The organism is Micrococcus endophyticus, assembly GCF_014205115.1.
GTDB classification, from domain to species: domain Bacteria; phylum Actinomycetota; class Actinomycetes; order Actinomycetales; family Micrococcaceae; genus Micrococcus; species Micrococcus endophyticus.
Genome location: NZ_JACHMW010000001.1, coordinates 769,404 through 794,906, shown reverse-complemented (window position 1 = coordinate 794,906; position 25,503 = coordinate 769,404). Strand labels below are relative to the sequence as shown.

Annotated in this window: 22 protein-coding genes; 13 read left to right on the top strand and 9 right to left on the bottom strand. The window is 75.6% G+C overall.

Annotated features, from left to right (window positions below; genetic code table 11):
- Nucleotide 1: 1 nt before the first annotated feature.
- The 3 genes from HDA33_RS03585 to HDA33_RS03575 are packed head-to-tail and all read right to left on the bottom strand — an operon-like array spanning nucleotide 2 to nucleotide 1,742.
- A complete protein-coding gene (locus HDA33_RS03585) occupies nucleotides 2–919 on the bottom strand; it encodes an SURF1 family cytochrome oxidase biogenesis protein (protein ID WP_184170989.1) in 918 nt (305 codons plus the stop codon).
- Complete coding sequence (locus tag HDA33_RS03580) at nucleotides 916–1,275, bottom strand: hypothetical protein (protein ID WP_246416855.1); 360 nt, start codon at nucleotides 1,273–1,275, stop codon at nucleotides 916–918. Before HDA33_RS03580 ends, HDA33_RS03585 begins: the two co-directional genes overlap by 4 nt.
- Nucleotides 1,272–1,742, bottom strand: a complete 471-nt coding sequence (locus HDA33_RS03575) for a DUF3099 domain-containing protein (RefSeq protein ID WP_184170986.1) — start codon at nucleotides 1,740–1,742, stop codon at nucleotides 1,272–1,274. Before HDA33_RS03575 ends, HDA33_RS03580 begins: the two co-directional genes overlap by 4 nt.
- 167 nt (nucleotides 1,743–1,909) lie before the next feature.
- Between HDA33_RS03575 and HDA33_RS03570 the strand changes: the two genes are divergently transcribed.
- Nucleotides 1,910–2,656 carry a beta-ketoacyl-ACP reductase gene (locus HDA33_RS03570; RefSeq protein ID WP_158493129.1) on the top strand — a complete coding sequence of 249 codons (747 nt, stop codon included), beginning with the start codon at nucleotides 1,910–1,912 and terminating at the stop codon, nucleotides 2,654–2,656.
- A 44-nt stretch (nucleotides 2,657–2,700) separates the two neighbouring features.
- Nucleotides 2,701–3,465 (top strand): SDR family oxidoreductase, encoded by a 765-nt coding sequence (locus tag HDA33_RS03565; RefSeq protein WP_158493130.1) that lies wholly within the window; start codon nucleotides 2,701–2,703, stop codon nucleotides 3,463–3,465.
- 102 nt (nucleotides 3,466–3,567) lie between these two features.
- Here the strand turns inward: HDA33_RS03565 and serB are convergent, their stop codons facing one another.
- Nucleotides 3,568–4,404, bottom strand: a complete 837-nt coding sequence (serB, locus tag HDA33_RS03560; RefSeq protein ID WP_184170983.1) for a phosphoserine phosphatase SerB — start codon at nucleotides 4,402–4,404, stop codon at nucleotides 3,568–3,570.
- Between the two features lie 85 nt (nucleotides 4,405–4,489).
- On the opposite strand from serB, the gene HDA33_RS03555 reads away from it, so the two are divergent.
- The 7 genes from HDA33_RS03555 (at nucleotide 4,490) to HDA33_RS12650 (ending at nucleotide 9,637) form a co-directional block, all read left to right on the top strand.
- A complete protein-coding gene (locus HDA33_RS03555) occupies nucleotides 4,490–5,314 on the top strand; it encodes an ABC transporter ATP-binding protein (RefSeq protein WP_184170980.1) in 825 nt (274 codons plus the stop codon).
- Entirely contained in the window at nucleotides 5,311–6,156 is an 846-nt protein-coding gene (locus tag HDA33_RS03550; protein ID WP_184170977.1) for a TSUP family transporter, read from the top strand. The genes HDA33_RS03555 and HDA33_RS03550 overlap by 4 nt, the downstream gene beginning before the upstream one ends.
- Nucleotides 6,149–7,009, top strand: a complete 861-nt coding sequence (locus HDA33_RS03545) for a TrmH family RNA methyltransferase (protein WP_184170974.1) — start codon at nucleotides 6,149–6,151, stop codon at nucleotides 7,007–7,009. The genes HDA33_RS03550 and HDA33_RS03545 overlap by 8 nt, the downstream gene beginning before the upstream one ends.
- Before the next feature lie 187 nt (nucleotides 7,010–7,196).
- Nucleotides 7,197–7,454 carry a type B 50S ribosomal protein L31 gene (locus tag HDA33_RS03540; protein ID WP_017489131.1) on the top strand — a complete coding sequence of 86 codons (258 nt, stop codon included), beginning with the start codon at nucleotides 7,197–7,199 and terminating at the stop codon, nucleotides 7,452–7,454.
- 257 nt (nucleotides 7,455–7,711) lie between these two features.
- The gene (locus HDA33_RS03535; protein WP_184170971.1) at nucleotides 7,712–8,770 is read left to right on the top strand and encodes a lipoate-protein ligase LplAB; all 1,059 of its coding nucleotides are present in this window, start codon (nucleotides 7,712–7,714) and stop codon (nucleotides 8,768–8,770) included.
- Between the two features lie 61 nt (nucleotides 8,771–8,831).
- Complete coding sequence (locus HDA33_RS03530) at nucleotides 8,832–9,449, top strand: hypothetical protein (protein WP_246416854.1); 618 nt, start codon at nucleotides 8,832–8,834, stop codon at nucleotides 9,447–9,449.
- On the top strand, nucleotides 9,365–9,637 hold the full coding sequence (locus HDA33_RS12650; protein ID WP_246416853.1) for a hypothetical protein: 273 nt from the start codon (nucleotides 9,365–9,367) through the stop codon (nucleotides 9,635–9,637). Before HDA33_RS03530 ends, HDA33_RS12650 begins: the two co-directional genes overlap by 85 nt.
- A gap of 94 nt (nucleotides 9,638–9,731) precedes the next feature.
- Here the strand turns inward: HDA33_RS12650 and pepN are convergent, their stop codons facing one another.
- Both pepN and glgC read right to left on the bottom strand, forming a co-directional pair.
- Entirely contained in the window at nucleotides 9,732–12,413 is a 2,682-nt protein-coding gene (gene pepN, locus HDA33_RS03525; RefSeq protein WP_184170968.1) for an aminopeptidase N, read from the bottom strand.
- Between the two features lie 213 nt (nucleotides 12,414–12,626).
- On the bottom strand, nucleotides 12,627–13,871 hold the full coding sequence (glgC, locus tag HDA33_RS03520) for a glucose-1-phosphate adenylyltransferase (protein WP_184170965.1): 1,245 nt from the start codon (nucleotides 13,869–13,871) through the stop codon (nucleotides 12,627–12,629).
- Nucleotides 13,872–13,986: 115 nt separating this feature from the next.
- Here glgC and glgA point away from each other — a divergent pair, with 115 nt between their 5' ends.
- Entirely contained in the window at nucleotides 13,987–15,195 is a 1,209-nt protein-coding gene (glgA, locus tag HDA33_RS03515) for a glycogen synthase (RefSeq protein WP_184170963.1), read from the top strand.
- 75 nt (nucleotides 15,196–15,270) lie between these two features.
- Here glgA and HDA33_RS03510 read toward each other — a convergent pair whose 3' ends face one another.
- The gene (locus tag HDA33_RS03510) at nucleotides 15,271–17,394 is read right to left on the bottom strand and encodes an acyl-CoA dehydrogenase family protein (protein ID WP_184170960.1); all 2,124 of its coding nucleotides are present in this window, start codon (nucleotides 17,392–17,394) and stop codon (nucleotides 15,271–15,273) included.
- Entirely contained in the window at nucleotides 17,391–18,107 is a 717-nt protein-coding gene (locus tag HDA33_RS03505; RefSeq protein ID WP_184170957.1) for a TetR family transcriptional regulator, read from the bottom strand. The genes HDA33_RS03510 and HDA33_RS03505 overlap by 4 nt, the downstream gene beginning before the upstream one ends.
- A 119-nt stretch (nucleotides 18,108–18,226) precedes the next feature.
- On the opposite strand from HDA33_RS03505, the gene HDA33_RS03500 reads away from it, so the two are divergent.
- Genes HDA33_RS03500 through HDA33_RS03490 form a run of 3 tightly spaced genes read left to right on the top strand, consistent with a single transcriptional unit; the run spans nucleotide 18,227 to nucleotide 21,829 of the window.
- Complete coding sequence (locus tag HDA33_RS03500) at nucleotides 18,227–19,555, top strand: acetyl-CoA C-acetyltransferase (RefSeq protein WP_184170953.1); 1,329 nt, start codon at nucleotides 18,227–18,229, stop codon at nucleotides 19,553–19,555.
- 28 nt (nucleotides 19,556–19,583) lie between these two features.
- Entirely contained in the window at nucleotides 19,584–20,933 is a 1,350-nt protein-coding gene (locus HDA33_RS03495) for a 3-oxoacyl-ACP reductase (RefSeq protein WP_184170950.1), read from the top strand.
- 2 nt (nucleotides 20,934–20,935) lie between these two features.
- On the top strand, nucleotides 20,936–21,829 hold the full coding sequence (locus HDA33_RS03490; protein ID WP_184173752.1) for a MaoC/PaaZ C-terminal domain-containing protein: 894 nt from the start codon (nucleotides 20,936–20,938) through the stop codon (nucleotides 21,827–21,829).
- 108 nt (nucleotides 21,830–21,937) lie between these two features.
- Here the strand turns inward: HDA33_RS03490 and malQ are convergent, their stop codons facing one another.
- Nucleotides 21,938–25,435: a 4-alpha-glucanotransferase gene (gene malQ, locus HDA33_RS03485; protein WP_246416852.1), complete on the bottom strand. Its 3,498-nt coding sequence runs from the start codon at nucleotides 25,433–25,435 to the stop codon at nucleotides 21,938–21,940.
- Nucleotides 25,436–25,503 lie beyond the last annotated feature (68 nt).

Below are 25,503 nucleotides of genomic sequence, written 5' to 3'. Positions count from 1 at the left end.
CTCAGTCGAAGAGCGCGTCCTCGGCCTCCTCGTCCGTGGGGCGGCCGTCCCGGCGGCGCCGCACGGGCTTGGGGCGCGGGGCGCGGCGGGCGGTCAGCATGCCGTCGTCGCGGACGCCCTCGAGGGCGTCGGCGCGGTCGTTGCGGGCGCGCATCCACGCCGAGTAGCCCCACACGCCGAAGCCCATGGCGGCGAAGAGGTACCACTGGATCGCGTAGGAGAGGTGGGGGCCCTCGTCGAGGGTCGGCTCCACCAGCTTCTGCGGGAGGTCCTGCACGGCCGGGTCCTCCTCGACCATGATCCCGTAGGCGGTGTCCGCCACCGGCCCGCCCACGTGCCCGCGGATCTCCGCGAGGTCGATCGAAGGCACCTGGCCCTCGGGGGCGTCGCGGTCCAGGGCGGGCTCGCCGGGCTTGACGCGCACCACGACCTCCGCGGGCCCCGCCGGCGGGGCGGGCACCGCGTCCGGGCGGCCGGGGGTGTTGCCCACCGGCAGCCAGCCGCGGTCCACGACGACGACGGGCCCCTCGTCCGTGCGGAACGGCACGAGCACCTCGTAGCCGGGGCGGCCGGCGCGGGGGCGGTTGCGGACCACGAGGGTCTCCTCGGCGAGGTACTCGCCGGAGAGCGTGACGGGGGTCCACTCGTCCTGGGCGTCGAAGTCCGTGAACATCCGCGAGGCCTGGGCGAAGGGCACCGGGGCGTCGTCGTAGTTCTCCAGGACGCGGTTGACCTGGTGCTGGACCTGCACCCGGCGCTCCCACTGCCACTGCGCCAGGTAGTGGCACGCGAACGCGAACAGGATGCACAGCACGAAGCCGAGGATCCACGGCGGCGTGGCCAGGAAGTCGAAGCGCAGGCGCGGCGGGCGCGCGGAGCCGGGATCGCGCCGGCCGGTCGCGGGGGCGGGGGCGGTCATGGGCGCGGGGGCTCCTTCGAGGTCGCGGGTCGGGTGGCGCCGCCGGGGCGGGCCGTGCCCGGTCCGAGGGGGCGGGCCGCGCGCAGGAAGCCGCGGGCGCTCAGGAAGTCGTCCAAGAAGCCCCGGTGCGCCGCGCACGCGAGCCACGTCTTCACGCGCTCGGGGGCGTGGACGCGCGGGTTGTTCCACTCCAGCGCCCAGTCGGCGGCGGCGGTGCAGCCGCGGCGGGAGCAGACCAGCCCGCCCGGCCCGTCCGGGGCGGGGCCGTCCTCACGCGGGGCGGGGCGGGCCCCGGCGGCCGGGTCCAGGCGGCCGGCGGCGAGGGCGCCGAGCAGGTCCATGCCGTCCCCGCTCATGCCGCGCCCCGTCCGGGCAGCCGGCGGGCGCCCTCGGAAGGGGAGCCCGGGGGCAGCGCCCGGGGGCCGGCCTCGCGGGGGTCGTCCACGACGTCGCCGGTCAGGACCACGGGGGAGGCCGGGCCGGGCGCGTCGGCCGGGCGGGCGGTGAGCTCGGGACCCTCCGCCGGGACCGCGCGCAAGCTGCCGGCCTGCCGGGGGCCGGCGTTGTTCACCTGGACCACGGCCACGTAGGGCAGGGCCACCGCGCCGAGGATGAACAGCAGCTGCCACCAGCCCGTGGTGAACAGGGCGGCGCCGAAGCAGACGGTGCGGATGAGCATCTGGACGAGGTACACCTTCATGCGCGCCTCGCGGTCCTCGCTGCGGGCGGCGGAGGCGGTCGTCACCCCCTGGACCTGCGGCCCCGTCGAGCACCCGGCGCGGGCGGGACGGCCGGCACGGGAGCCGGCGGCGGAGCTGGTCATGGCGGATCCTCCTGGCACGTCGGGTCACGGAAGGACCCTGCGCGGCCTCGGACGTAGAGTGGTGGTTCACAGGCCGACGCGCCCGTCGGCGGCGTCCCTCGGGACGACGGCGACGCGGGGGCGCGCCGGTGCTCCAGTCTAGTCCCATCCCGCCCGGAAGGTGCCCCATGGCCGATCAGACCACCCCGACCGCAGCGGACGCGAAGGCCTCCGGCCGCAGCGTCCTCGTCACCGGAGGCAACCGCGGCATCGGCCTGGCCATCGCCCGCGCCTTCGCCGCGAACGGCGACCGCGTGGCCGTCACCTCCCGCTCCGGCGAAGGCCCCGAGGGCGTGCTCGCCGTGCGGGCCGACGTGACGGACGCCGCGTCCGTGGACGCCGCCTTCCGCGAGGTGGAGGAGGCCCACGGCCCGGTGGAGGTCCTCGTGGCCAACGCGGGCATCACCAACGACCAGCTGCTGCTGCGCATGTCCGAGGAGGACTTCACCTCCGTCGTCGACACCAACCTCACCGGCGCCTTCCGCGTGGTCCAGCGCGCCACCAAGGGCATGATGCGCCTCAAGCGCGGCCGCATCGTCCTCGTCTCCTCCGTGGTGGGCCTGCTCGGCTCGCCCGGCCAGGTGAACTACGCGGCCTCCAAGTCCGGCCTCGTGGGCATGGCCCGCTCGATCACCCGCGAGCTCGGCGCCCGCGGCGTGACCGCCAACGTCGTGGCCCCCGGCTACATCGACACCGAGATGACCCAGTCCCTCGGCGAGGACCTGAAGGCCCAGTACAAGAAGTCGATCCCCGCCGGCCGCTTCGCGCAGCCGGAGGAGGTCGCCGACGTCGTGCGCTGGCTCGCCTCCGACGAGGCCGCCTACATCTCCGGCGCCGTGATCCCCGTGGACGGCGGCCTGGGCATGGGCCACTGACCCGCCCTCCCGCCCATCGCAGAGCAGACAGGAAGCACACGAACATGACTGAGAAGGACCTCACCGGGCGCGGCGTCGTCGTCACCGGATCCTCCCGCGGCATCGGCGCCGCCACCGCCGAGCTGCTCGCCGCCCGCGGCGCGGGCGTCGTGGTGAACTACCGCCAGAAGGCGCCCCGCGCGAACAAGGTGGTGCAGAAGATCGAGGAGGCCGGCGGCCGCGCCGTGGCCGTGGGCGGGGACGTGACCTCCGCCGAGGACCGCGCCGCGCTGCTCGACGCCGCGGTGGAGAGCTTCGGCTCCCTGGACGTGCTCGTCCTCAACGCCTCCGGCGGCATGGAGTCCCAGTTCGGCGAGGACTACGCCATGAAGCTCAACCGGGACGCGCAGGCCGCGCTGGCCGACGCCGCCCTCGAGCGCATGTCCGCCGGCGGGCAGATCGTGTTCGTCACCTCGCACCAGGCGCACTTCATCGACGAGGTCGCCACCATGGACTCCTACGAGCCCGTGGCCCGCTCCAAGCGTGCCGGCGAGGACGCCCTGCGCGAGCGGATCCCCGCGTTCGAGGCCAAGGGCGTCGGCTTCGCCGTCGTCTCCGGCGACATGATCGAGGGCACCATTACGGCCACGCTGCTCGACCGTGCCGAGCCGGGCGCGATCGACGCCCGCCGCGAGGCCGCCGGCCGGCTGTACTCCGTGGAGGAGTTCGCCGCCGAGGTGGCCGCGCTCGTGGGCCGGGACGACCTCGAGGTCGGCCACACCGAGCTCGTGGGCGGCGCCCGCGACTTCCTCGCCCGCGGCGAGGGCTGAGCCCCGCGCCGAGGCACGACGCCCCCCGGACCCGTCAGGGCCGGGGGGGTGTCGTGCGTCCGCGGGCGGATCCGCCGGGGTCAGGGGCCGCTCAGGGGCCGCTCAGAGTCCCAGGAGCCAGCGCAGCGGGGTGAAGGAGGGGACGTCGACGACGACGTCTGCGTGCTCCCGCAGCACCGGCTTGGCGCACAAGGCCACGCCGGCGCCGGCGGCGTCGAGCAGGTCGATGTCGTTGGCCCCGTCGCCCACGCCCACGGCCTGCTCGGGGGACAGGCCCGCGTCCTCGGCCCAGGCGCGCAGCATGGCGGCCTTCGCGGCCCGGTCCACCACGTCGCCCGCCACCCTGCCGGTGAGGTGCCCGTCGTGCACCTCGAGCTCGTTGGCGCAGTAGGCGTGCACGCCCCAGGCCTGGGCGAGCGGCGCGAGCACCTGGGTGAAGCCGCCGGAGACGGCGCACACCCGCCCGCCGGCCGCGGTGACCGCCTCGATCAGCGCGAGCGCGCCGGCGGTGGGCCGGATCGCGCGCACCACGTCGTCCACCACGCCCACCGGCAGGCCCGCGAGCGCCTCCACGCGGGCGTGGAGGGAGGCGGCGAAGTCCAGCTCGCCGCGCATGGCCCGCTCGGTGACGGCGGCGACCTCGGCCTCGCGGCCGGCGTGGGCGGCGAGCAGCTCGATGACCTCCTGCCGGATCAGCGTGGAGTCCACGTCCGTCACCACGAGCGGCACGGGCGCCTCGGCGACGGCGGCCGGCAGTGTGTGCACGGCCCAGCCCGGACCGGGCTCCGGGGCGGCGGCCCACTCGTCCGCGGCGAACCGCCAGCCCAGCAGGCCGTCCTCGAGGAGCCGCTCGGCGTCGTCGGGGACGCCCGCCGGGGGTGTGCGGTCGGCGAGGAGGGCGGGGTCGGCGGTGACCACGAGTCGGCGCAGGGTGCTCATGCGCCGCATCCTAGGCGGGGGACGGGGCCGGCGGGCCCGTGCGTCGCTGAAGCGTCGTCCCGCGGGCCGGACTAGGGTGGAGCCCATGACCCTCCCCGCGCCTTCCAACGACTGGTTCCTCCCGGACGAGGACGCCGTGCTGCAGATGCGCCGCGTGCGCGTGCGCCGCGGCCAGACCGACATCCTCGGCCCTCTGGACTGGACGCTCCGGGCGGGGGAGCGGTGGATCGTGATGGGGCCGAACGGCGCCGGCAAGTCCACCCTGCTCCAGATCGCCGCCACCCGCCTGCACCCGACCGGAGGCGAGGTCGCGATCCTCGAGGAGGTGCTCGGCGCCGTCGACGTGTTCGAGCTGCGCCCGCGCATCGGCCTGTCCTCCGCGCAGCTGGCCGCGCAGGTCCCGCACGAGGAGAAGGTGCAGGACGCCGTGGTCACGGCCGCGTACGGGGTGACCGGCACGTGGCGCGAGAGCTACGAGGACGAGGACCGCATGCGGGCCCTGGGCCTGGTCTCCTCCTGGGGGCTCTCCCGGCTGGCGCACCGCCGCTTCGGCACCCTCTCCGAGGGCGAGCGCAAGCGCGTGCTGATCGCCCGCTCCCTCATGACCGACCCCGAGCTGCTGCTCCTCGACGAGCCCGCCGCCGGCCTGGACCTCGCCGGCCGCGAGGCCCTCGTGGCCCAGCTCAGCGAGCTGGCCCGGGACGAGGACGCGCCCGCGCTCGTGCTCGTCACCCACCACCTCGAGGAGGTGCCCCCGGGCTTCACGCACGCGCTGCTGCTGCGCGACGGCCACGCGGTGGCCGCGGGCCCGATCGAGCAGACCCTCACGGAGGGGCACCTCTCGGCCGCCTTCGACACGCCCCTGCGCGTGACGCGGACGGGCGGGCGCTACACCGCCGTGGCCCAGTGATCGGCGTGCTCGGCGCGGACGTCCTCGGGCTCGAGCTCTGGCAGGTCCTGCTGGTGCTGCTGGCCGGCTTCTGGGCCGGCACGATCAACTCCGTCATCGGCTCCGGCACGCTCGTCACCTTCCCGACCCTCGTGGCGGTCGGGTTCCCGCCCGTCACCGCGCAGATCTCGAACGCCATGGGCCTGGTGGCCGCGGGCTTCTCCGGTGTGTTCGGCTACCGCCGCGAGCTCAAGGAGTCCGGCGCCGTGTTGCCGGTGCTCACCGTGGCCTCGCTGCTGGGCGGCGTGCTCGGCGCCTTCCTGCTGATCCTGCTGCCGGCCGAGGTGTTCGGCGTGGCAGCGCCCGTGCTCATCGTGGTGGCGCTGGCCTTCGTGGTGCTCCAGCCGCGCCTGCAGGTGTGGGTCCGGCGCCGCTCGGCCGCGCGCGAGGACGGCGTCGTGGACGTCCCGGCCCGGCCGAGCCGGCCCGTCAGCCCCGTGCTCTGGGTCCTCGTGTTCCTGGCCGGCGTGTACGGCGGGTACTTCGTGGCGGCCCAGGGCGTGCTGCTGATGGGCATCCTCGGCGTGTTCCTCGTGGGCGGCACCCTCGTGCACGCCAACGCGATCAAGACCTGGCTCTCGCTGGTGGTCAACCTCGTCGCCGCGACGTCGTACCTGCTGTTCGCCTTCGACCGCATCGACTGGACCGCGGTGCTGCTCATCGCCGCGTCCTCGATGGTGGGCGGCCTCGTGGGCGCCCGGATCGGCCGGCGGATCTCGCCGACGGTGCTGCGCATCGTGATCGTGGTGGTGGGACTGGCGGGGCTCGTGAGCATGGTCCTGCGGCTGGTGGACGGTGGCTGAGCCGGCCGCGTCCGCGGGGCCGGACGGCCGCGAGGTCCGGCTCGCCCGGGCCGAGGACCTCGCGGACCCCCGGCTCGCCCCGTACACCACGCTCACGGACGCCGCCCTGCGCCGCCGCGTGGACGCCGAGCACGGCGTCTTCCTCGCCGAGTCCTCCCAGGTGGTGCGACGGGCCCTGGCCGCCGGGCACACGCCCCGCTCCTTCCTGCTGGGGGACCGGTACCGCGAGTCGTTCGCCGACGTGCTCGCCGCGCACCCGGACGTGCCCCTGTTCACGGGCCCGGACGAGGTGCTCACCTCCCTCACCGGCTTCCACCTGCACCGCGGCGCCCTGGCCGCGATGGACCGCCCCGCGCCGCGCCCCGTGACGGACGTGCTCGCCGGCGCCCGGCGGGTCCTCATCGCCGAGGATCTCGTGGACCACACCAACCTCGGGGCGGTGGTCCGCTCGGCCGTGGCCCTGGGCTGGGACGCGCTGCTGCTCACCCCGCAGGCCGCCGACCCGCTCTACCGACGCGCGATCCGCGTGTCCATGGGCACCGTGTTCCGCCTGCCCTGGGCGCGGCTGGAGGGGCCCGTGGCCGAGGCGGTGCCCGCGCTGCGGGAGGCCGGGTTCGCGGTGGCCGCGCTCGAGGTGACCGAGCGGGCCGTGGGCCTGGACAGCCCGGAGCTGGAGCCGCTGCGCTCGGCCGACCGGCTGGCGCTCGTGCTGGGCCAGGAGGGTCCGGGCGTCCGCACCGAGACGCTGGAGCACACCGACGCCGACGTCGTCATCTCCATGCCCGACGGCGTCGACTCGCTCAACGTGGCCGCCGCCGCGGCCGTGGCGCTGTGGGAGTTGCGGGCCCGTTGAGCGCCGGGCGCGGAGCCGGGGCGGGACGGCGCGGGTCGGGGACCGCGGCGACACGCCCCGGACGCCCCGCTGGGAGCGACGGGCGCCCGTGGGGTAGAGTAAGCGGTCGGTCCGCCGTCTGGCGTGCCCCCGATCCCACCTCTCGCGCCCCTGGTCCCAATCAGGCGGCTGACACGAAGGATGCACCATGAAGTCTGAGATCCACCCGGATTACCGCTACGTCATCTTCAACGACCTCGCCTCCGGCGAGAAGATCCTCACCCGCACCACCGCGAACTCGCAGAAGACCGCGGAGTGGGAGGACGGCAACACCTACCCGGTGATCGACGTCGAGATCTCGGCCGCCTCGCACCCGTTCTACACGGGCAAGCAGCGCATCATGGACACCGCCGGCCGCGTGGAGCGCTTCAACGCGCGCTTCAAGGGCTTCGGCGGCTCCAAGTGATCGCAGCGGCCTGAGCCGCTCTCACACCAGCACGACGACGGGCCCCGCGCCCCCGGACCATCCCGGGCGGCGCGGGGCCCGTCCGCATCCCCGGCACTTTCGTGCGGGAAACGGGAGCCTTCCCCGGCCCTTTCGTGCGGGAGACGGGAGCCTTCCGCGGCGCGTCGGCGTCCGTCGGCGTCCGACGGACCCGACCCCTCTGCGCCCTCGGCGGACCGCCTGGCCGCGGCCCGCGCGTCGTCCCTAGTCTGGCGGGCATGACCACGCATCACGGCGAGTACAAGGTGGTCGGCGGCAAGCTCGTGGCCGCCGACCTGACCATCGACGACGGCCGCATCGCCGCGGCCAGCATCAACGGCGACTTCTTCCTCGAGCCGGACGAGGCCCTCGAAGACCTCAACGCGGCCGTCACCGGCCTCTCGGCCGATGCCGAGCACCGCGTCATCCAGGCCGCCGTCGAGGCCGGCCTGCGCGAGGACGCCGAGCTGTTCGGCGTGGACGCCCACGCGATCGCCACGGCGGTGCGCCGCGCCCTCGGCAAGGCGACCACCTGGGAGGACCACGAGTGGGAGATCATCCCGCCCGAGCCCCTGCCGATCGCGCTCACCGTCGCCCTGGACGAGGTGCTCACGCGCCAGGTGGCCGAGGGCCGCCGTCGTCCCACCATGCGCCTGTGGCAGTGGAACGAGCCCGCCGTGGTGATCGGCGCCTTCCAGTCGCTGGCCAACGAGGTGGACCCCGAGGGCGCGAGCCGCCACGGCATCAACGTCGTGCGCCGCATCTCCGGCGGCGGGGCCATGTTCATGGAGGCGGACAACTGCGTCACCTACTCCCTGCACGTGCCGCGCTCCCTCGTGGACGGGCTCGAGACCGCCGAGTCCTACCCGTTCCTCGACGAGTGGACCATGGACGCCCTCTCCCGGCTCGGCGTGCAGGCGTTCTACCAGCCGCTCAACGACATCGCCACGGACCAGGGCAAGATCGGCGGGGCGGCCCAGAAGCGGGTCGGGCAGGACGGTCTCCTGCACCATGTGACCATGAGCTATGACATCGACGCGGACAAGATGCTCGAGGTCCTGCGCATCGGCCGCGAGAAGCTCAAGGGCAAGGGCGTGGCCTCCGCGAAGAAGCGCGTGGACCCGCTGCGCCGCCAGACCGGCGTCGCGCGCCCGGAGATCTGGGAGACCATGATGGCCACGTTCGAGGAGCGCTACGGCGCCCGCCGCGTGGAGCTCGACGACGCCACGCGCGCCGAGGCCGAGGAGCTCGCGCGCACGAAGTTCGGCACGCAGGAGTGGACCGCCCGCGTGCCGTGACCGGCCCGGCCGGGGCGTGCGGCGGACCGGCGTGGCAGGATCGGCGTGGCAGGATCGGCGCATGAACGACGATGACGCCGCGCCCGTCCGCCTGGTGGCGCGCTCCGACGCCCCGGCGAGGCCGCGGACCACCGTGGCCGTGGAGTGCGTGCTCGAGCTGGAGCTCGCCGACGGCCGGCGCGTCCCGCTGCTGACCGACCGCGGGTGGAGCTCGAGCGCGGGCTGGGACGGGCTCACCCCGTCGGAGGTGGCCGAGACGGCTGTGACGGTCACCGGGCCGGACGAGCCCGCCCCCGGGATGACCGCCGCCCAGGAGGAGGACGCTCACTGGGAGCACCTGGTCGCGCTGGCGCAGGCCGCCGGCGTGACGATCCGGGCCGGCGCGCTGCGGGCGCTGCCGCTGGAGACGGAGGCATCCGCCGCGCTCGAGGCGCTGGCGGCCCGGAGCCGGGACCGGGCCGAGGCGCTCACCGCCCTCCTGGGGCTGCCCGAGGAGTGCCTCGGGACCCGCCCGCCCGAGGACGCGCTCAGCGCGGAGGCGGTCGTCGGACTTCAGAGGGCGCTCGCCGAGCGGGTCGGCGTGGACCCGGACGCGTGGTCGACCCCGCGGCCCTGGGCGCGCGCCTGGGCCGCGAGGTCGAGCAGTTCGAGGAGCGGTGGAACCTCGCCGCCGACATGAACGCGCTCTCCTTGAACCCCCGTGGCGGGGCGGAGCACCTGGCCCGGCACGCGGCCCTGGTGGCCGCGCTGCGAGAGCGGCCCGTCCTCGTCGAGACCGCGGCGGCGGGGGACCGGGCCGCCCTGCGCGCGGCGAACGAGCTGGGGCTGCGCCGCGTGGGACGCGAGCTGCGGTTCCTGGTCCGCTGACGGATCCTCACGCCCCCAGGCGCCTCCCGTCTCCCGCACGACAGCGGTGGGGGAGGCTCCCGTTTCCCGCACGAAAGCGGGGGAGCGGGGGCGGTCAGGCGGTCGGCTGGGCCGCCTGCACGCGCAGGGACCGGCGCAGCTGGTCCGTGTGCTCCACCACGAGGCGGCGCAGGGCGCCGGGGGCGTCGGGGTGCTCGTCGAGCCAGCGCTGTGCCGAGGCGAGGGTCGGGTGGGACTCCTGCGCGGCGGCGTCGCCGGCCACCGCGTCCTGGTGGCCCGGGAAGAGCCCGCCGATCGCCCGGCTCGCCAGCCCGTTGGAGCGCGAGGCCCACACCTGCTCCAGGCGCGGCCAGAAGCCCGCCTCGTGCTCGGCGAGGAGCTCCACGTCCCCGGCGGCGAAGCCCGCGGCCGTGGCCGAGAGCAGGTCGTTGGACAGCTCGACCCCGTCGGCGGTGCGCCCGGCCATCACGGCCTCCCACGCGGCGGCCTTCACGGCGGGCTCCGGCCGGGCGGCCGTCGCCAGGCGGTGCCAGGTCACGGTCTGGGCGGTGCGGCCGGCCGCCAGCTCGGCGTCGAGCCGGGCCTCGTCCGCCTGCCCGGTGGCCGCGAGGGCCTGGAGCACGAGCCAGCGGATCTCCGCGTCCACGGCCAGGCCGGGGGCGTCCTCGCCGGCCCCGTCGTCGGCCGCGCCCGCCCCCGTCCCGCCCAGCAGGGCCGCGGCGAGGGGACGCGCGAGGTCGGCGTCGGCGCGGGCCACGAGGGCCCACGTGCGGGCGGCGGTGCGCTGCCGGTCGGAGCCGGCCTCGAGGGCCCGGACCTGCTCGGCGAGCGTCTCGGCCAGGCGGGCGCGCAGGCCAGGGCGGTCCGCGGCGGCCGCGAACTGGGAGACTGCGGTGGCCGCCTGGGTGAGGACCTGGGTGTGCACGCCCACGGTCTCGATCCCGGCGGAGAGCCGCTCGACGGCCTCGAGGAACCGGGCCGCGGGCAGCTCGCCGTCCCGGGTCATGGACCACAGGGCGGCCCACACGGTGGCCTCGGCGAGCGGGTCGGCGATGGGGTGGGTGAGGGCCGCCTGCAGGGAGGCCTCGTCCAGGGCGAGCGCCGCGTAGGTGAGGTCCTCGTCGTTGGGCAGCACGAGCCGCACGCCCGCCGGCACCGTCAGCCCCTCGAGCACGACGGCGGCGCCGTCGGCCCCGTCGGGCACGTCCGCCGCGACCTGGGCGGTGCGGCGCAGCACGCCCGCCTCGTCCGGGGTGAACACGCCCACCTTGAGCGCGTGGGGGCGCAGCACGGGCCGGCCCGTCACGGGGTCCACGCCCTCCTGGTGCAGCACGGGGGCGCCGTCGTCGCCGGCCTCGACCCGCAGCCGCGGCACGCCGGAGGTGTGCAGCCACGCGTCCGCCCACGCGCCCATGTCGCGGCCCGAGGCCGCCTCGAGCGCGGCCATGAAGTCCGTCAGCTCGGCGTTGCCCCAGGCATGCGCGCGGAAGTAGCGGCGCGCGGCGTCGAGGAAGGCGTCCCGGCCCACGTACGCCGCGAGCTGCTTGAGCACCGAGGCGCCCTTGGCGTAGGTGATGCCGTCGAAGTTCTGGCGGGCGGCCTCGAGGTCCACGATGTCCGCCACGATGGGGTGCGTGGTGGGCATCTGGTCCTGCACGTACGCCCAGGCCTTGCGGCGGGAGGCGAAGGTGACCCAGGCCGTCTCGAAGTCCGTGGCCTCGTCCACGCCGAGGGTGCCCATGAAGTCCGCGAAGGACTCCTTGAGCCACAGGTCGTCCCACCAGCGCATGGTCACGAGGTCGCCGAACCACATGTGGGCCATCTCGTGGAGGATCACGTTGGCCCGGCCCTCGTACTGCGCCGCGGTGGCGCGCGAGGTGAACACGAAGTCCTCCGTGAACGTCACCAGGCCCGGGTTCTCCATGGCGCCGAGGTTGTACTCGGGCACGAACGCCTGGTCGTACTTTCCCCACTCGTAGGGGACGCCGAAGAGCTCGTGGAACAGGTCCAGGCCGCGCCGGGTCACGTCGAACACGGCCTCGGGGTCGAACGCCTCCGCCATGGTCTGCCGGGTGAACAGGCGCAGCGGCACGGCGGGCGCGCCGGTGCCGGCGTGGCCGTCCCAGCGGTCCTCCCAGGACGCGTAGGGCCCGGCCAGCAGGGTGGTGATGTAGGTGGACTGCGGCAGGGTCGGCTCGAAGTCCACGCGCACGACGCCGGGGCGCACCTCGGTGCGGGAGGCCTCGGGGCGGTTCGAGGCCAGCACCCAGTCGGCGGGGCCGGTGAGGGCGAACGTGAACGCCGCCTTGAGGTCGGGCTGCTCGAAGTCCGGGAACACGCGGCGGGCGTCGGCCGGCTCGTACTGCGTGTAGAGGTACACCTGGCCGTCGGCCGGGTCGGTGAAGCGGTGCAGGCCCTCGCCGGAGCGCGAGTACCGCGAGCGCCCGCGCAGGACGAGCTCGTTCTCGGCGGCGAGCTCGGGCAGCAGGATCCGGGCGTCGCCGACGACCTCGGCCGGCTCCAGCTCGCGGCCGTTGAGGACCACGGCGTCCACGCCGGCGTGGATCCAGTCCACGTGCGCGGCGGCGCCCGGCTCGGCGCACACGAAGCGCAGCGTGGCCTCCACCGGGTAGGTCTCCGCCGCCTCGTCGCGGGCGCCGGACACGTCCACGTGGACCTCGTACGCGCTCACCGTGAGCAGGCGGGAGCGCTCGGCGGCCTCCGCGCGGATGACGTTGGTGGCGTCGAGGTCGACGGCGGCGTGGGGGCGGGGCATGGATCCTCCGGGGGTCGGGACGGGCGGGCGGGACGCTCGGGCTCGGGGCCGGCGGTCCGGCGCGCGGGGTGAGGCGCGCCACGGTCGAGGGTAGCGCCTCGGGCCCGCGGCGGGGCCGGGGCGGGGAGGCCGCGGCGGGGCCGGGGCCGTGCCGACAGACGACGGCGGGGCCGCCCGAGGGACGGCCCCGCCGGGGGCGTGACGACGCTGCGGTCAGTGCGGCTTGGGGACGGACTGGTCCTTGGCGAGCACCGTCAGCCCGGAGTCCGTCACGGTGTAGCCGTTGGCCTCGTCCTCGGCGCGGTCGAAGCCGATCCGGGCGCCCGGGGGGACCACGACGTTCTTGTCCAGGATGGCGTTGCGCACGTGTGCCCCCTCGCCGATCACGACGGAGTCCAGCAGCACGGACTGCTCCACCCACGCATCGTTGGCCACGCGCACGTCCGTGGAGAGCACGGACTGGGCCACGGTGCCCCCGGAGATGACCACGCCCTGGGAGAGGATCGAGTCGTTCGCCGAGCCGGGCCGGCCCGAGGAGGACCGCACCAGCTTGGCCGGCGGCGAAACGGACTGGCGGGTGTAGGTCGGCCAGTCGCGGTTGTAGAGGTTGAACTCGGGCCACGGCTGCACGAGGTCCATGTGCGCGTCGTAGTAGGAGTCCAGGGTGCCGACGTCCCGCCAGTAGTGCTTGCCGGCCGTGCCGCCGGGCACCTCGTTGGCGGTGAAGTCGTACACCCCGGCCTCGCCGCGCTCCACGAACATCGGGATGATGTCCCCGCCCATGTCGTTGTTCGACTCGGGGTTCTCCTCGTCCTGGTTCAGCGCCGCCACGAGGGCGTCCGTGTCGAACACGTAGTTGCCCATGGAAGCCAGGAACAGCGTGGGGTCGTCCGGCAGGCCGGGGGTGGTCTGCGGCTTCTCCACGAACGCCGAGATCCGCGTCCTGTCCTGCGGGTCCGTCTCGATCACCCCGAACGAGGAGGCCAGCTCGAGCGGCTGGCGCACCGCGGCCACGGTCGCCTTGGCGCCCGAGGCGATGTGCTGATCCACCATCTGCTGGAAGTCCATGTGGTACACGTGGTCCGCGCCGATGACGACGACGATGTCCGGCCGTGCGTCGTGGATCAGGTTCATGGACTGGTAGATGGCGTTCGCGCTGCCCGTGAACCAGTCTTTGCCGCGGCGCTGCTGCGCCGGCACGGAGGCCACGTAGTTGTTCAGCAACGTGGACATCCGCCACGTCTCGGAGATGTGGCGGTCCAGCGAGTGCGACTTGTACTGCGTCAGCACGACGATTTCGCGGTACCGGCTGTTGACCAGGTTCGACAGCGCGAAGTCGATGAGGCGGTACGTGCCGCCGAACGGGACGGCCGGCTTGGCGCGGTCGGCCGTCAGCGGCATCAGGCGCTTGCCCTCACCGCCCGCCAGCACGACCGAGAGGACCTTCTTCTGCACCATCTGCGTCACTCCTTCGTGAGCCGGGTCGTCGCGTCCCGCACGCGTGCTCGGGGCGTTGCGGGGCATCCGTGCCGCCAGACTATCGACCCCAGCCGGGCTGAACTAGGTTAGGGGCGTGCGCATCGACATCGTGAGCAAAGAGTTCCCCCCGTCCATCTACGGCGGAGCCGGCGTCCACGTCGCCGAGCTGACCCGCGTCCTCGCCTCCCGCGCCGACGTCCGGGTGCACGCCTTCGGCGAGCCGCGTGACCCGGACTACCACGGGGCCCGCGTCCTGACGTACCCGAATCCGCCCGGGTTCGACGCCGCCAACGGGGCCGTGCAGACCCTGGCCACCGATCTCACCATCCTCGGCGACCTCGAGGGGGCGGACGTGATCCACTCCCACACCTGGTACGCGAACATGGCCGGGCATCTCGGCAAGCTCATGCACGGCGTCCCCCACGTGCTCTCCGCGCACTCCCTCGAGCCGCTGCGCCCGTGGAAGGCCGAGCAGCTCGGCGGCGGCTACGCGCTCTCGAGCTGGGCGGAGAAGACCGCCTACCTCGGCGCCGACGCGGTGATCGCGGTCTCCGACGGCATGCGCCGGGACATCCTCGCCTGCTACCCGGAGGTCGACCCGGAGAAGGTGCACACCGTCCACAACGGAATCGACACCGAGGCCTGGACCCCGCAGGCCGAGACCGACGCGCTGGAGAAGTACGGCATCGACCCGACCCGTCCCTCCGTGGCGTTCGTCGGCCGCATCACCCGCCAGAAGGGCGTGCCCCACCTGCTGCGCGCCGCGCTGCGCGCCGCGCTGCGCCTGCCCGAAGACGTCCAGCTCGTGCTCTGCGTGGGCGCACCGGACACCCCGGAGCTCGCCCACGAGGTCAACGGGCTCATCGCCGAGCTGCGCCGCACCCGCGAGGGCGTCGTCGTCATCGAGGGCATGATCCCGCGCCGAGAGGTCACCCAGATCCTCTCGGCCGCCACCGTGTTCGCCTGCCCCTCCGTGTACGAGCCCCTCGGCATCGTCAACCTCGAGGCGATGGCGTGCGGCACCGCCGTCGTCGCCTCGGCGGTGGGCGGCATCCCGGAGGTCGTCGACGACGGCGTCACGGGCCTGCTCGTCCCGATCCAGCAGGTCGCGGACGGCACCGGCGCCCCCGTGGACGAGGACGCGTTCGCCGCGGACTTCGCGGCCGCCCTCACCCGGGTGCTCGAGGACCCGGAACGGGCGACGGCGATGGGCGAGGCCGGCCGGGCCCGCGCCATCGAGCACTTCTCGTGGGAGACCATTGCGGAGCGCACGATCGAGGTCTACGAGGCCGTGCTGCGCTGAGCCCGCCCGACCACGCACACGGGCCCCCGCCACCGCGAGGTGACGGGGGCCCGGTGCGTCCGGGGACGGCCGCGGTCAGCCGCGGCGGCCTCGCGTCGCCTTCTCGCGGGCGCGCACGGCCTTCTCGTCCTCCGGCTCCTCGCCGGCGGCTCGGCGGGCCTCGAACCAGGCATGGGCCTCGGCCTGGCGCTCGGCCTCGGCCTGCGTGGCGATGTCCATGCGCAGGTGCTCGGGCTCCAGGCCGAACGCCTCGACGAGCTCGAGCGCGAAGGGGCGCAGGCGCTCGGCCAGGCGGTTCACGTAGCCGCGCAGGGAGCGGGCGCGCTGGCTGGAGAGGCGGCCGTGGGCCACGAGCCAGCCGAGGTCCTCCTCGAGCACGCGCAGCGCGAAGAGGTTGCGCAGCCAGGTCAGGACGGTGCGGGTGCTCTCGTCCCGGGTGGCCTCCACGGCGCGGGTGAAGGCCTCCCACTGCAGCAGCTCGCCCTGGTTGCGGGCGACCTCGATCAGCTCGTGCTGGCGGGTGTTGAACGCGGCGGCCTGCTCGGCCTGGGTCTTGCCGCGCACGCCGGCCAGGGTGCTGGCGATGTCCGCCGTCTTGGCGCGCACGCGGTCGGTGAGCAGGTCGCGCTGCACCTCCGGGTCCTTGAACCAGTTCGCGGACCGGCGCTCGGAGCCGCCGTCGCTCACGGACTGCACGGCCTTGTGCAGGCCCGCGCGGTGGATCGCGTCCGAGGCCTGCGCCACCACGTACCGGGAGACTGCGCCCACGTTGAGGCGGCCGAACTCGTGCGAGTAGTCCGTCAGCAGGCGCTTGCCCACCAGCTGCAGCAGGACGTTGTTGTCGCCCTCGAAGGTGACGTACACGTCCAGGTCCGCGCGCATCTGGGGGATCCGGTTGCGGGCCATGAAGCCGGCGCCGCCGCAGGCCTCGCGGGTCTCCTGCAGCGTGTCCAGCGCGTTCCAGGTGGCCAGGGGCTTGATGGCGGCCGCGAGGGTCTCCAGCTCCTGCCGGTCCGCGTCCGAGTCGGCGCGGCCGGAGAACACGCCGTCGAAGCGCTCGAGGAGCTCGTTCGAGGCGAAGGCGTCCGCGTAGGCCCGGGCGAGCCGGTCCACGAGGCGGCGCTGGTGGTTCTGGTAGTCCAGCAGCACCTCCTCGCGCTCCGGGTCCGAGGCGTTGAACTGGCGGCGCTGCTCGCCGTAGGCGATCGCGCCGTGCAGGCCCAGGAACGAGGCCGTCGTCGCGGCCAGCGAGAGCGAGACGCGGCCCTGGACGAGCGTGCCGAGCATGGTGAAGAAGCGCCGGCCGGGGGACTCGATGGGGGAGGAGTACGTGCCGTCCTCGGCCACGTCGCCGTACCGGTTCAGCAGATTCGTGCGCGGCACGCGCACCTGGTCGAAGTGCAGGCGCCCGTTGTCGATGCCGTTCAGGCCGCCCTTGAGGCCGTCGTCCTCGCCGCCGATCCCCGGCAGGAAGGCCCCGTCCTCGTCGCGGATCGGCACGTAGAAGCAGTGCACGCCGTGGTTGACGCCCTTCGTGATGAGCTGGGCGAACACGGTGGCGGCCCGGCCGTGCAGCGCGGCGTTGCCGAGGTAGTCCTTCCACGCGCCCTTGAACGGGGTATGGATGACGAACTCGCCGGCGGCCTCGTCGTAGGTGGCGGTGGTGCCGATCGAGGCGACGTCCGAGCCGTGCCCGATCTCCGTCATGGCGAACGCGCCGGGCACGGACAGGTCCATGGCGCCGGGCAGCCACCGGCGGTGGTGCTCCTCGGTGCCGAGGTGCAGGATGGCGGCGGCGAACAGGCCCCACTGCACGCCGGCCTTGATCTGCAGCGACGGGTCGCCCAGCACGAGGTCCGCGAAGGCGGCGATGTTGCCGCCGTGGTTGTCGTCGCCGCCGAACTCCTTCGGGAACATCCGGTGCACCGCGCCGTTCTCCACGAGCACGCCCAGCTGCCCGAGCACGCGCTCGCGGTGCTCGTCCATGCCCAGCAGGGGGTCGCGGTGCAGGCGGGGGTCGCGCACCAGGGCGCGCGCCGTGCGGCGGTCCTCGGCCCACGCGCCCAGCAGGGCGTCCTGCAGGGCGGCGGAGTCCAGCGAGCCTGGCTCGGGGTGCTCGGGGGCGATCTCGGCGACGTCGGAGGGGACGTCCGTGGCGTGGCGGGGGGCCTCGGCGGCGAGCTTCTCGTGGACGGTCATGACGATGCTCCTGTTCGTGAGTGGGGGCGGGCGCGGTCGGCGTCGGCCGCCGCGGGGTCGAGGGGGGCGCCGGGTGCGGCGCCGGTGAGGCCGGTCAGCAGCCAGTCGGCGATGGCACGGGCCATCGCCTCGGCCGGGATGCGACCGGCGGCCGGGGTCCGCAGCCAGGTCTCGGCGGCGGCGCGCACCAGCCCGACGGCGGCGCGCGGCCACAGAGCCAGCGGGTCGCCCGGGGCCGTGGTGCGGCCCCGCGCGGCCAGGTCGCGGGCCAGCCCGGACTCGAGCACGCCGTAGACGCGCTCGAGGAAGGGCCCGAGGACGGGGGCGGGGGCGTCCGGGGCGGCGGGCGCGGGGGCGACGGCGAAGGCGTAGACCTGCGGGGAGGTGGCGGCCACGGTCAGGTAGACCTCGACCATGCGGTGCAGGGCGTCCGCGCCGGAGGACGGGCCGTCCACGGCCTCGAGCAGGCGGCGCTCCATGTGCGCGGTGACGCGCTCGGCCACCGCCAGGCGAAGCCCCTCGCGGTCCCCGAAGTACCGGTAGAAGACCGTCTTCGAGGTGCCCGCGTGGGAGGCGATCTCGTCCATGGAGGCCTGCGCGCCGAGGGCGTGCACGGCGGCGCGGGCGGCGCGCACCAGGTCCAGGCGGCGCTCGGCCCGGTGGCGGTCCCAGCGGGCGCTGCGGCCGTCGCGGGCGGGGGTGTCGGACTTCACGAAACGGAGCGTATCAGGTACTGTGCGTCACAGTCACCCAGGCCCGGAACGTCCGTATCGTCCCGGGCCGGAGCCGCCCCCGCCGACCCGGCGACGGGCCCGCCGTCGAGAGGACCGCCATGACCCAGCCCGAGACCACCGCCCGTCCCGCCATCGCCGGGGGCGCCCTGCGCCCCGCCGTCGTCGTGGGCGGCAACCGGATCCCCTTCGCCCGCGCCAACACCGCCTACGCCGAGGCCGGCAATCAGGAGATGCTCACCGCCGCCCTCGACGGCCTCGTGGCCCGCTTCGGGCTGCAGGGGGAGCGCGTCGGCCAGGTCACCGCCGGCGCCGTGCTCAAGCACCCCCGCAACTTCAACCTCACCCGCGAGGCCGTGCTGGGCTCCGCCCTGGCCTCCGACACCCCGGCCGCCGACCTGCAGGTCGCCTGCGCCACCGGCATGGAGGCCATCGGCACCCTCGCGGACAAGATCCGCCTCGGCCGCATCGACTCCGCGATCGGCGGCGGCGTGGACTCCATCTCGGACGCCCCCGTCTCCCTCTCGGACGGCGCCCGCCGCGCCCTGCTGCGCCTCAACGCAGCCAAGACCATGAAGGACCGCCTCGCGGCCCTCAAGGACCTGCGCCCCGGCCACCTGGCCCCCGAGCCCGCCGGCGCCGGCGAGCCCCGCACCGGCATGTCCATGGGCGACCACCAGGCCCTGACCACCCACCGCTGGGGCATCACCCGCCAGGCCCAGGACGAGCTGGCCGCGGCCTCGCACCGCAACCTCGGCGCCGCCTACGCCGCCGGCTACATGGACGACCTCGTCACCCCGTTCCGCGGCCTGGACCGGGACAACAACCTGCGCCCGGACTCCACCCCGGAGAAGCTGGCCGGGCTGAAGCCGGCCTTCGGCCGCCACCTGGGCGAGGAGGCCACGATGACGGCGGCCAATTCCACCCCGCTCACCGACGGCGCCTCCGCCGTGCTCCTCTCCTCCGAGGACTGGGCCGCCGAGCGCGGCCTGCCCGTGCTCGCCGAGTTCGTGGACGTCGAGAACGCCGCCGTGGACTTCGTGGACGGGGACGAGGGCCTGCTCATGGCCCCCGCCTACGCCGTGCCCCGCCTGCTCGCCCGCCACGGCCTCACCCTCCAGGACCTGGACTTCGTGGAGATCCACGAGGCGTTCGCCGGCACCGTGCTGGCCACCCTGGCCGCCTGGGAGGACGAGGAGTACTGCCGTGAGCGCCTGGGCCTGGACGGCGCCCTCGGCAGCGTGGACCGCGCCAAGCTCAACGTGCACGGCTCGTCCCTGGCCGCCGGCCACCCGTTCGCCGCGACCGGCGGGCGCATCGTGGCCCTGCTGTCCAAGATGCTCCACGAGAAGGGCGCGGGCTCCTTGGGCCTCGTCTCCGTCTGCGCCGCCGGCGGCCAGGGCATCGTGGCCCTGCTGCGCGGCCGCTGAGCACCCGACAGAACCGAGAGGCACTGACATGACCGACCGCTACGGCGCCTTCGCCGCCTCCGCCCTGGGCCGCCGCCTGACCGGCGCCCTCGGCCTGCCCCAGCCCGTCGAGCTGCGCCGCCACGCCCCCGGCGAGCCCGTGCTCCACGGCTCCGTCCTCGTCCTCGGCGCCGGCCCCGCCGCCGCGGACGCCCGCACCCTTCTGGCCTCGTGGGGTCTGGAGGTGGCCGACGCGCCCCGCGAGGGCGCGCGGCTCGCCGGCGTCGTCGCCTGCTTCGACGACGCCGCCGCCCCCGGCGACCTGGGCGAGACCGTCCTGCAGATCGGCGGCGCGCTGCGCTCCCTGGGCGCCTCCTCCCGCGTGGTCACGGTGTCCGTGGACCCCGAGGCCGCGGCCGAGCCCGCCGTGCGGGCCGCCCGCCAGGGCGTGCAGGGCCTGACCCGCTCGCTCGCGCAGGAGATGCGCCGCGGCGGCACCGCGAACGGCATCGTCCTGGGCGAGGGCGTGCCCCTCACCGCCCCCGGCGCCGCCGGCGCCCTCGCGTTCCTGCTGTCGGGCCGGTCCGCGTACGTCTCCGGCCAGTTCCTCCCCGTGACCACGCGGGACGGCGCGACCCCCGCGGACGCGGCCCGCCCCCTGGCGGGCAAGGTGGCCGTGGTCACGGGCGCGGCCCGGGGCATCGGCGCGGCCATCGTGCGCACCCTGGCCCGCGACGGCGCCGCCGTGGTGGGCGTGGACGTCCCGGCGGCGGGGGAGTCGCTGGCCGCCGTCGTGAACGAGGTGGGCGGCACCGCCCTCGCCCTGGACATCACCGCCCCGGAGGCCGGCGCGCGCATCCTGGAGCACTGCCGCGCCCGTCACGGGCGCATGGACGTGGTGGTGCACAACGCGGGCATCACGCGGGACCGCATGCTCGCCAACATGGACGCGGCGCGCTGGGACTCGGTGATCGCCGTGAACACCGCCTCGCAGCTGGCCATGAACGAGGCCTTCCTCGCGGACGACGCGCGGGACGTCACGGGCGAGGGGCTGCGGATCATCGGCCTGGCCTCGATCTCCGGCATCGCCGGCAACCGCGGCCAGACCAACTACGCGGCCTCCAAGGCCGGCGTGATCGGCCTGACGGCCGCCTCCGCGCCGGCGCTGGCCGCGCGCGGCGGCACGATCAACGCCGTGGCGCCCGGCTTCATCGAGACCGAGATGACCGCGAAGATCCCGCTGGCCACCCGCGAGGTCGGCCGCCGGCTCAACTCGCTCCAGCAGGGCGGGCTGCCCCAGGACGTCGCCGAGGCCGTCGCGTGGTTCGCCTCCGACGCCGCCGGCGGCACCAACGGCGCCACCCTGCGCGTGTGCGGCCAGTCGAAGCTGGGGGCGTGAGCATGCGCACCACCGAGCTCGCCGCGCCGCCGTCGCTGGCCGGCCTCTACGCCCGGGCCGCCGGGCAGGCCGCCAAGGACGCGCTGACCCGCCGCTCCCGTCCCGCCGTCCTGCCCGAGCGGGAGGTAGTGGTCACCGGCCACCGCATCCCGCGCGCGGCGGTGGCGGCATGGCGCGACGCCGTCGGCCCCGCCGACCCGGCCGCGCTGCCCTCCGTGCTCGTCCACACGCAGGTGTTCGGGGCCGCCATGGAGCTCATGGCCGACCCCGATTTCCCCCTGCCCCTGCCCGGCATGGTGCACCTGACCAACACCGTGCTGCACCGCCGCCCGGTGCCGGCCGAGACGGCGCTGCGCGTCACGGCCCGCGCGGTCGGGCTCGTCCCGCACCACGCGGGCACCGCCGTGGACGTGGCCGTCACCGTCGAGGGGCCGGACCCCGCCGGCGGCGAGGCCGTGCTCTGGGAGGGTGTCTCCCGATACCTGGCCAAGGGCGTGCACCTCACGGGCCTGCGGCCGGAGCGCCCGGCCCGCGAGGAGTTCACCGCCCCCGCCCGGACCGCCGAGTGGCGCCTCGGCGCCGGCGCCGGCCGCCGCTACGCGGACGTCTCCGGGGACTGGAACCCCATCCACCTCACCGGGGTGAGCGCGCGCCTGTTCGGCATGAAGGGCGCGATCGCCCACGGCATGCTGCTGGCCGCTCGCATGCTGCAGGGCCGCGAGCCCGCCGCCGGCGGGTTCCGCTGGGAGATCGAGTTCGACGCGCCCGTCGTGCTGCCCGGCACCGTGGCCGTCCGCTACGAGCCCGCCGACGGGCAGGGCACCCGCGTGATCGGCTGGGACGGGCGCCGCGGCCGCCGGCACTTCACCGGCCGGATCGCCCCGCTCGCGGACTGAGCGGACGACGCCGCACGGCACAGGCCCCCGGGACGCTCCGTCCCGGGGGCCTGTGCCGTAATGGTCCTGCGTGGTGAGGCGCGGTCCTGGGCGGTGCGCCGCGCGGGCTCAGGCGCCGGCGTCCCCGCCGCCGTCCTGGCGGCGGGCCAGCCCGGTGGCGGCCTCGAGCAGCCCGTCGGCGTAGGCCTCCCACGAGTGGTCCGCGGCGTGGCGCACGGCGCCGGCGGCCAGGGCATCCCACGCCGGGCGGTCCGCCAGGACGGCGGCGAGGGCGTCGGCCCAGGCCTCGGGGGAGCCCTCCGTCACCAGCCGCCCGGAGGCGCCGTCGATCACGGCGTGGACCAGCCCGCCTACCCGGTGGGCGAGCACGGGCGTGCCGCAGGCCTGCGCCTCGAGGGCCACGAGGCCGTACGACTCGGAGGCGCTGGGCATCGCGACGACGTCGGCCGCCCGGAGCTGCGCGGCCAGCTCCTCCGCCCGGACCGGCTCGGAGAAGGTCACGAGGTCCGCCACGCCGCGCTCGAGGGCCAGGCCCGGCAGGTCCAGCCCCTCCTCTCCGGAGGGCGCCCCGTTCACGTGCAGGCGCACGCCGGGGTCGGCCCCGGGCCCGCCGGCCCGCTCGCGCAGCACGGCCAGGGCCTCCACCAGCAGGTGCGGGCCCTTGTGCCGCTGGATGCGCCCGGCGAACAGCACGCGCAGGGCGCCGCCGTCGTCGGGGTCGCCCGGCCAGAGGGCCGGGCCCTCGGGGGTGAACGTCGCGAGGTCCGCGCCCGGGGGCAGCACCCGGGTGCGCGCCCGGGGCACGCCGAGGGCCTCGCGCAGGTCCACGACCTCGGCGGGGGAGTTGACCACCAGCAGGTCCGCCTCGCGGACCACGGCGCCCTCCGCCTCGATCCGCTCGGCCGGCTCGCGCAGCTCCGGGTCCTCGAGCATCTTCACGGCGGCGGTGGTGTGCATGGTGTGCAGGTGGGGGGCGCCGGTCGCCGCCGCGAGGGCGGCGGCCGTGGGCGCCGAGAGCCAGTAGTGGCCGTGCACGAAGGCGACGGGCGGGGCGGCCGGTGCGCCGAGGCCCCGCGCGTCGACCCCCTGCGGAGCCAGCACCGGCCCGCCCGGCACGGAGTCGGAGGCCAACCAGGCGCGGGCCGCCGCCGTGAACTCGTCCCTCAGCGCGGCCAGCTCGGCCTTGGGCAGGGGCGCGGCCGGGCCCACGGCCAGCTCCACGACCGTCGCCGCGGGCGCCTCGCCGCCGGCCTCCAGCCGCGTGACGCGCGCGCCCTCCGGGCCCACGGGCTCCTCGGCGCGGGTGAGGAGGATCATGCGCACCCCGCGCCGGGCCAGGGCCAGGGCGGCGTGGCGCACGTACACGTTCAGGCCGCCGGCGTCCCCGCGGCCCGGCTGCGCCAGGGGCGAGGTGTGCAGGCTGACGCCGATGCCGACCGGCACGGAGGCGCGCAGCTCCTCCTCAACGGCGTCGAACAGGCGGGTCGCCGTCGCCGAGGACGCCAAGTCCTCGACGCGCAGCATCCGCCCCTCGCGGTCGCCGAGGGGCAGCGTCCAGTTGGGGTGCTGGTCCTGGGTGGTGCCGGGCTGGTTCTGGATGCGGCGCTCGCCCACGGCGTCGACGAGGGAGACGCTGTGCAGGGCCGAGGGCGCCTGGGCCAGGAGCCGGTGCAGGGCCACGGTCTGCGCCTCGCGCTGGGCCGCGTCGTCGGGGCGCACCCGGGCGTCCCGCGCGTCGAGCAGGCCGCGTCGCACCGCGGCGCCGAGGAACGCCTCCACCTCGTCCGCCGAGCGGCGGCGCTCCTGCGCCACGTCCACGGTGTAGAGGCCGAGCCGCTCGCGCAGGTCCACCTGGACGCCCTCGAGGTAGCCGGCCGTGGGCGGCAGGTCGTGGGTGTTCACGGCGGCCATGGCCAGGCGCCGGTACCGCTCCGGCGGCAGCGGCTCGCCGTCGCGCTGCTCGAACCAGAGGATCGAGGTGCCCAGCACGCCGGCCTCGGCCAGGCGGCGCTGCACCCAGGGCTCGAACGTGCCCAGGTCCTCGCCGACCACGACGGCGCCGGCCCGCTCCGCCTCGAGGGTGAGCACGGCGAGCATCGCCTCGTGGTCGTACTCCACGTAGGCGCCCTGGGTGGCCCCGGCGCCCACCGGGATCCACCACAGGCGGAAGAGCCCGAGCACGTGGTCCATGCGGATGCCGCCGGCGCTGCGCAGCACAGTGCGCAGCATGTCCCGGAACGCGGCGTAGCCGGTCTCGGCGAGGCGGCGCGGATGCCACGGGTGCTGGGACCAGTCCTGGCCGAGCTGATTGAACACCTCGGGCGGGGCGCCCACGGACATCCCGGGGACGAGCACGTCCCCGAGCATCCAGGCGTCCGCGGTCTCGCGGGTGGCCCCGACCGCCAGGTCCACCATGACGCCCATGCGCATGCCCGCGGCGCGGGCGCGCTGCTGCACGGCGGCGAGCTGCTCGGCGGCCACCCACTGCACCCAGCGGTGCAGGTCGACCTCGTCCGCGCGCTCGGTGCGCACGCGCTCGGCGTGCTCCCCGCCCGGCGCCCAGGCGGGGTCGGCCAGCTCCGGACCGGGGACGTCGTCGGCGGTGCGCAGCGCGGACCAGAGGGCGAAGTCGTCCAGGCCCGGCCCGGCCTCGGCGCGGAAGGCGGCGTAGGCGGCCTCGCGCTCGGGGGTGCGGGGCACGGCGTGCACGCGGCGCAGGGCCGGCCAGAGGGCGGCGGCCACGGCCGGGCGGTCGATCGCGCCGGAGCGCTCCAGGCGTGCCTGCACGGCGGCGCCGGCCGCGCGCAGCTCGTCCTGCTCGGCGGCGGGCAGCGCGGCGAACTCGGGGATGTCCGGCACGTGCACGAGCAGCGCGGAGAGGAAGCGCCGGGACACGGGGGAGTAGGGGGAGTCGGCCGGCTCGGCGCCGGGCTCGACGGCGTGCAGCGGGTGCAGCAGGAGGAAGTCCGCGCCGTGCGGGGCGGCCAGCTCGGCGAGGGCGGCCATGTCCGCGGCGTCGCCGATGCCCCACGAGTCCGCAGAGGTGACCGAGTACCCCTGGGCGGCGACGCCCCAGCCGCGCCGGGCGAGGAACGGGGCGGCCGTGGTGAGCCGCTCCGGGGCGCACACCAGGACGGCGGAGGCGGTGGACCCGGAGCCGCTGACGACCTCGAGGCGGTGCCAGCCGGGCGCCAGGTCCCCGGGGACCTGCACGTGCAGCCGCTCGCGCGCGACGCCGTCCACGCGGCGCACCTCGACGACCGGCTCGCTGACGTCCACGTCCAGGGTCTGCCCGGACTCGGTGTGGATCCGCGCGGTGACGGTGTCGCCGGCGGCGACGTGGCACGGCACGGAGAGCCGGTGCCCGGCGCGGGCGGCGACGGTGGGCGGCAGGACGTCCCGCCAGGGGGCGGTCTCGGCGTCCTCGAGAGCCTCGGCCAGGCCGGCGACGCCGTCCGGTCGGACGCGGACGCCGAGCGCGGCGAGGACCTTCACGAGGGCCTCGTCCGGGACGGTCTGGGCCGAGCCGTCCTGGCCGACGTAGTCCGTCTGCACGCCGTGCGCGCGGGCGAGTTGGCGCAACAGCGCGCGGGCTTCCAGGGCCATCGGGTCCTCCATGCCGTCGTCTCCGGTCGCTGACGGCGCCTGCCGTCACACGTCTCCACTCTAGTATG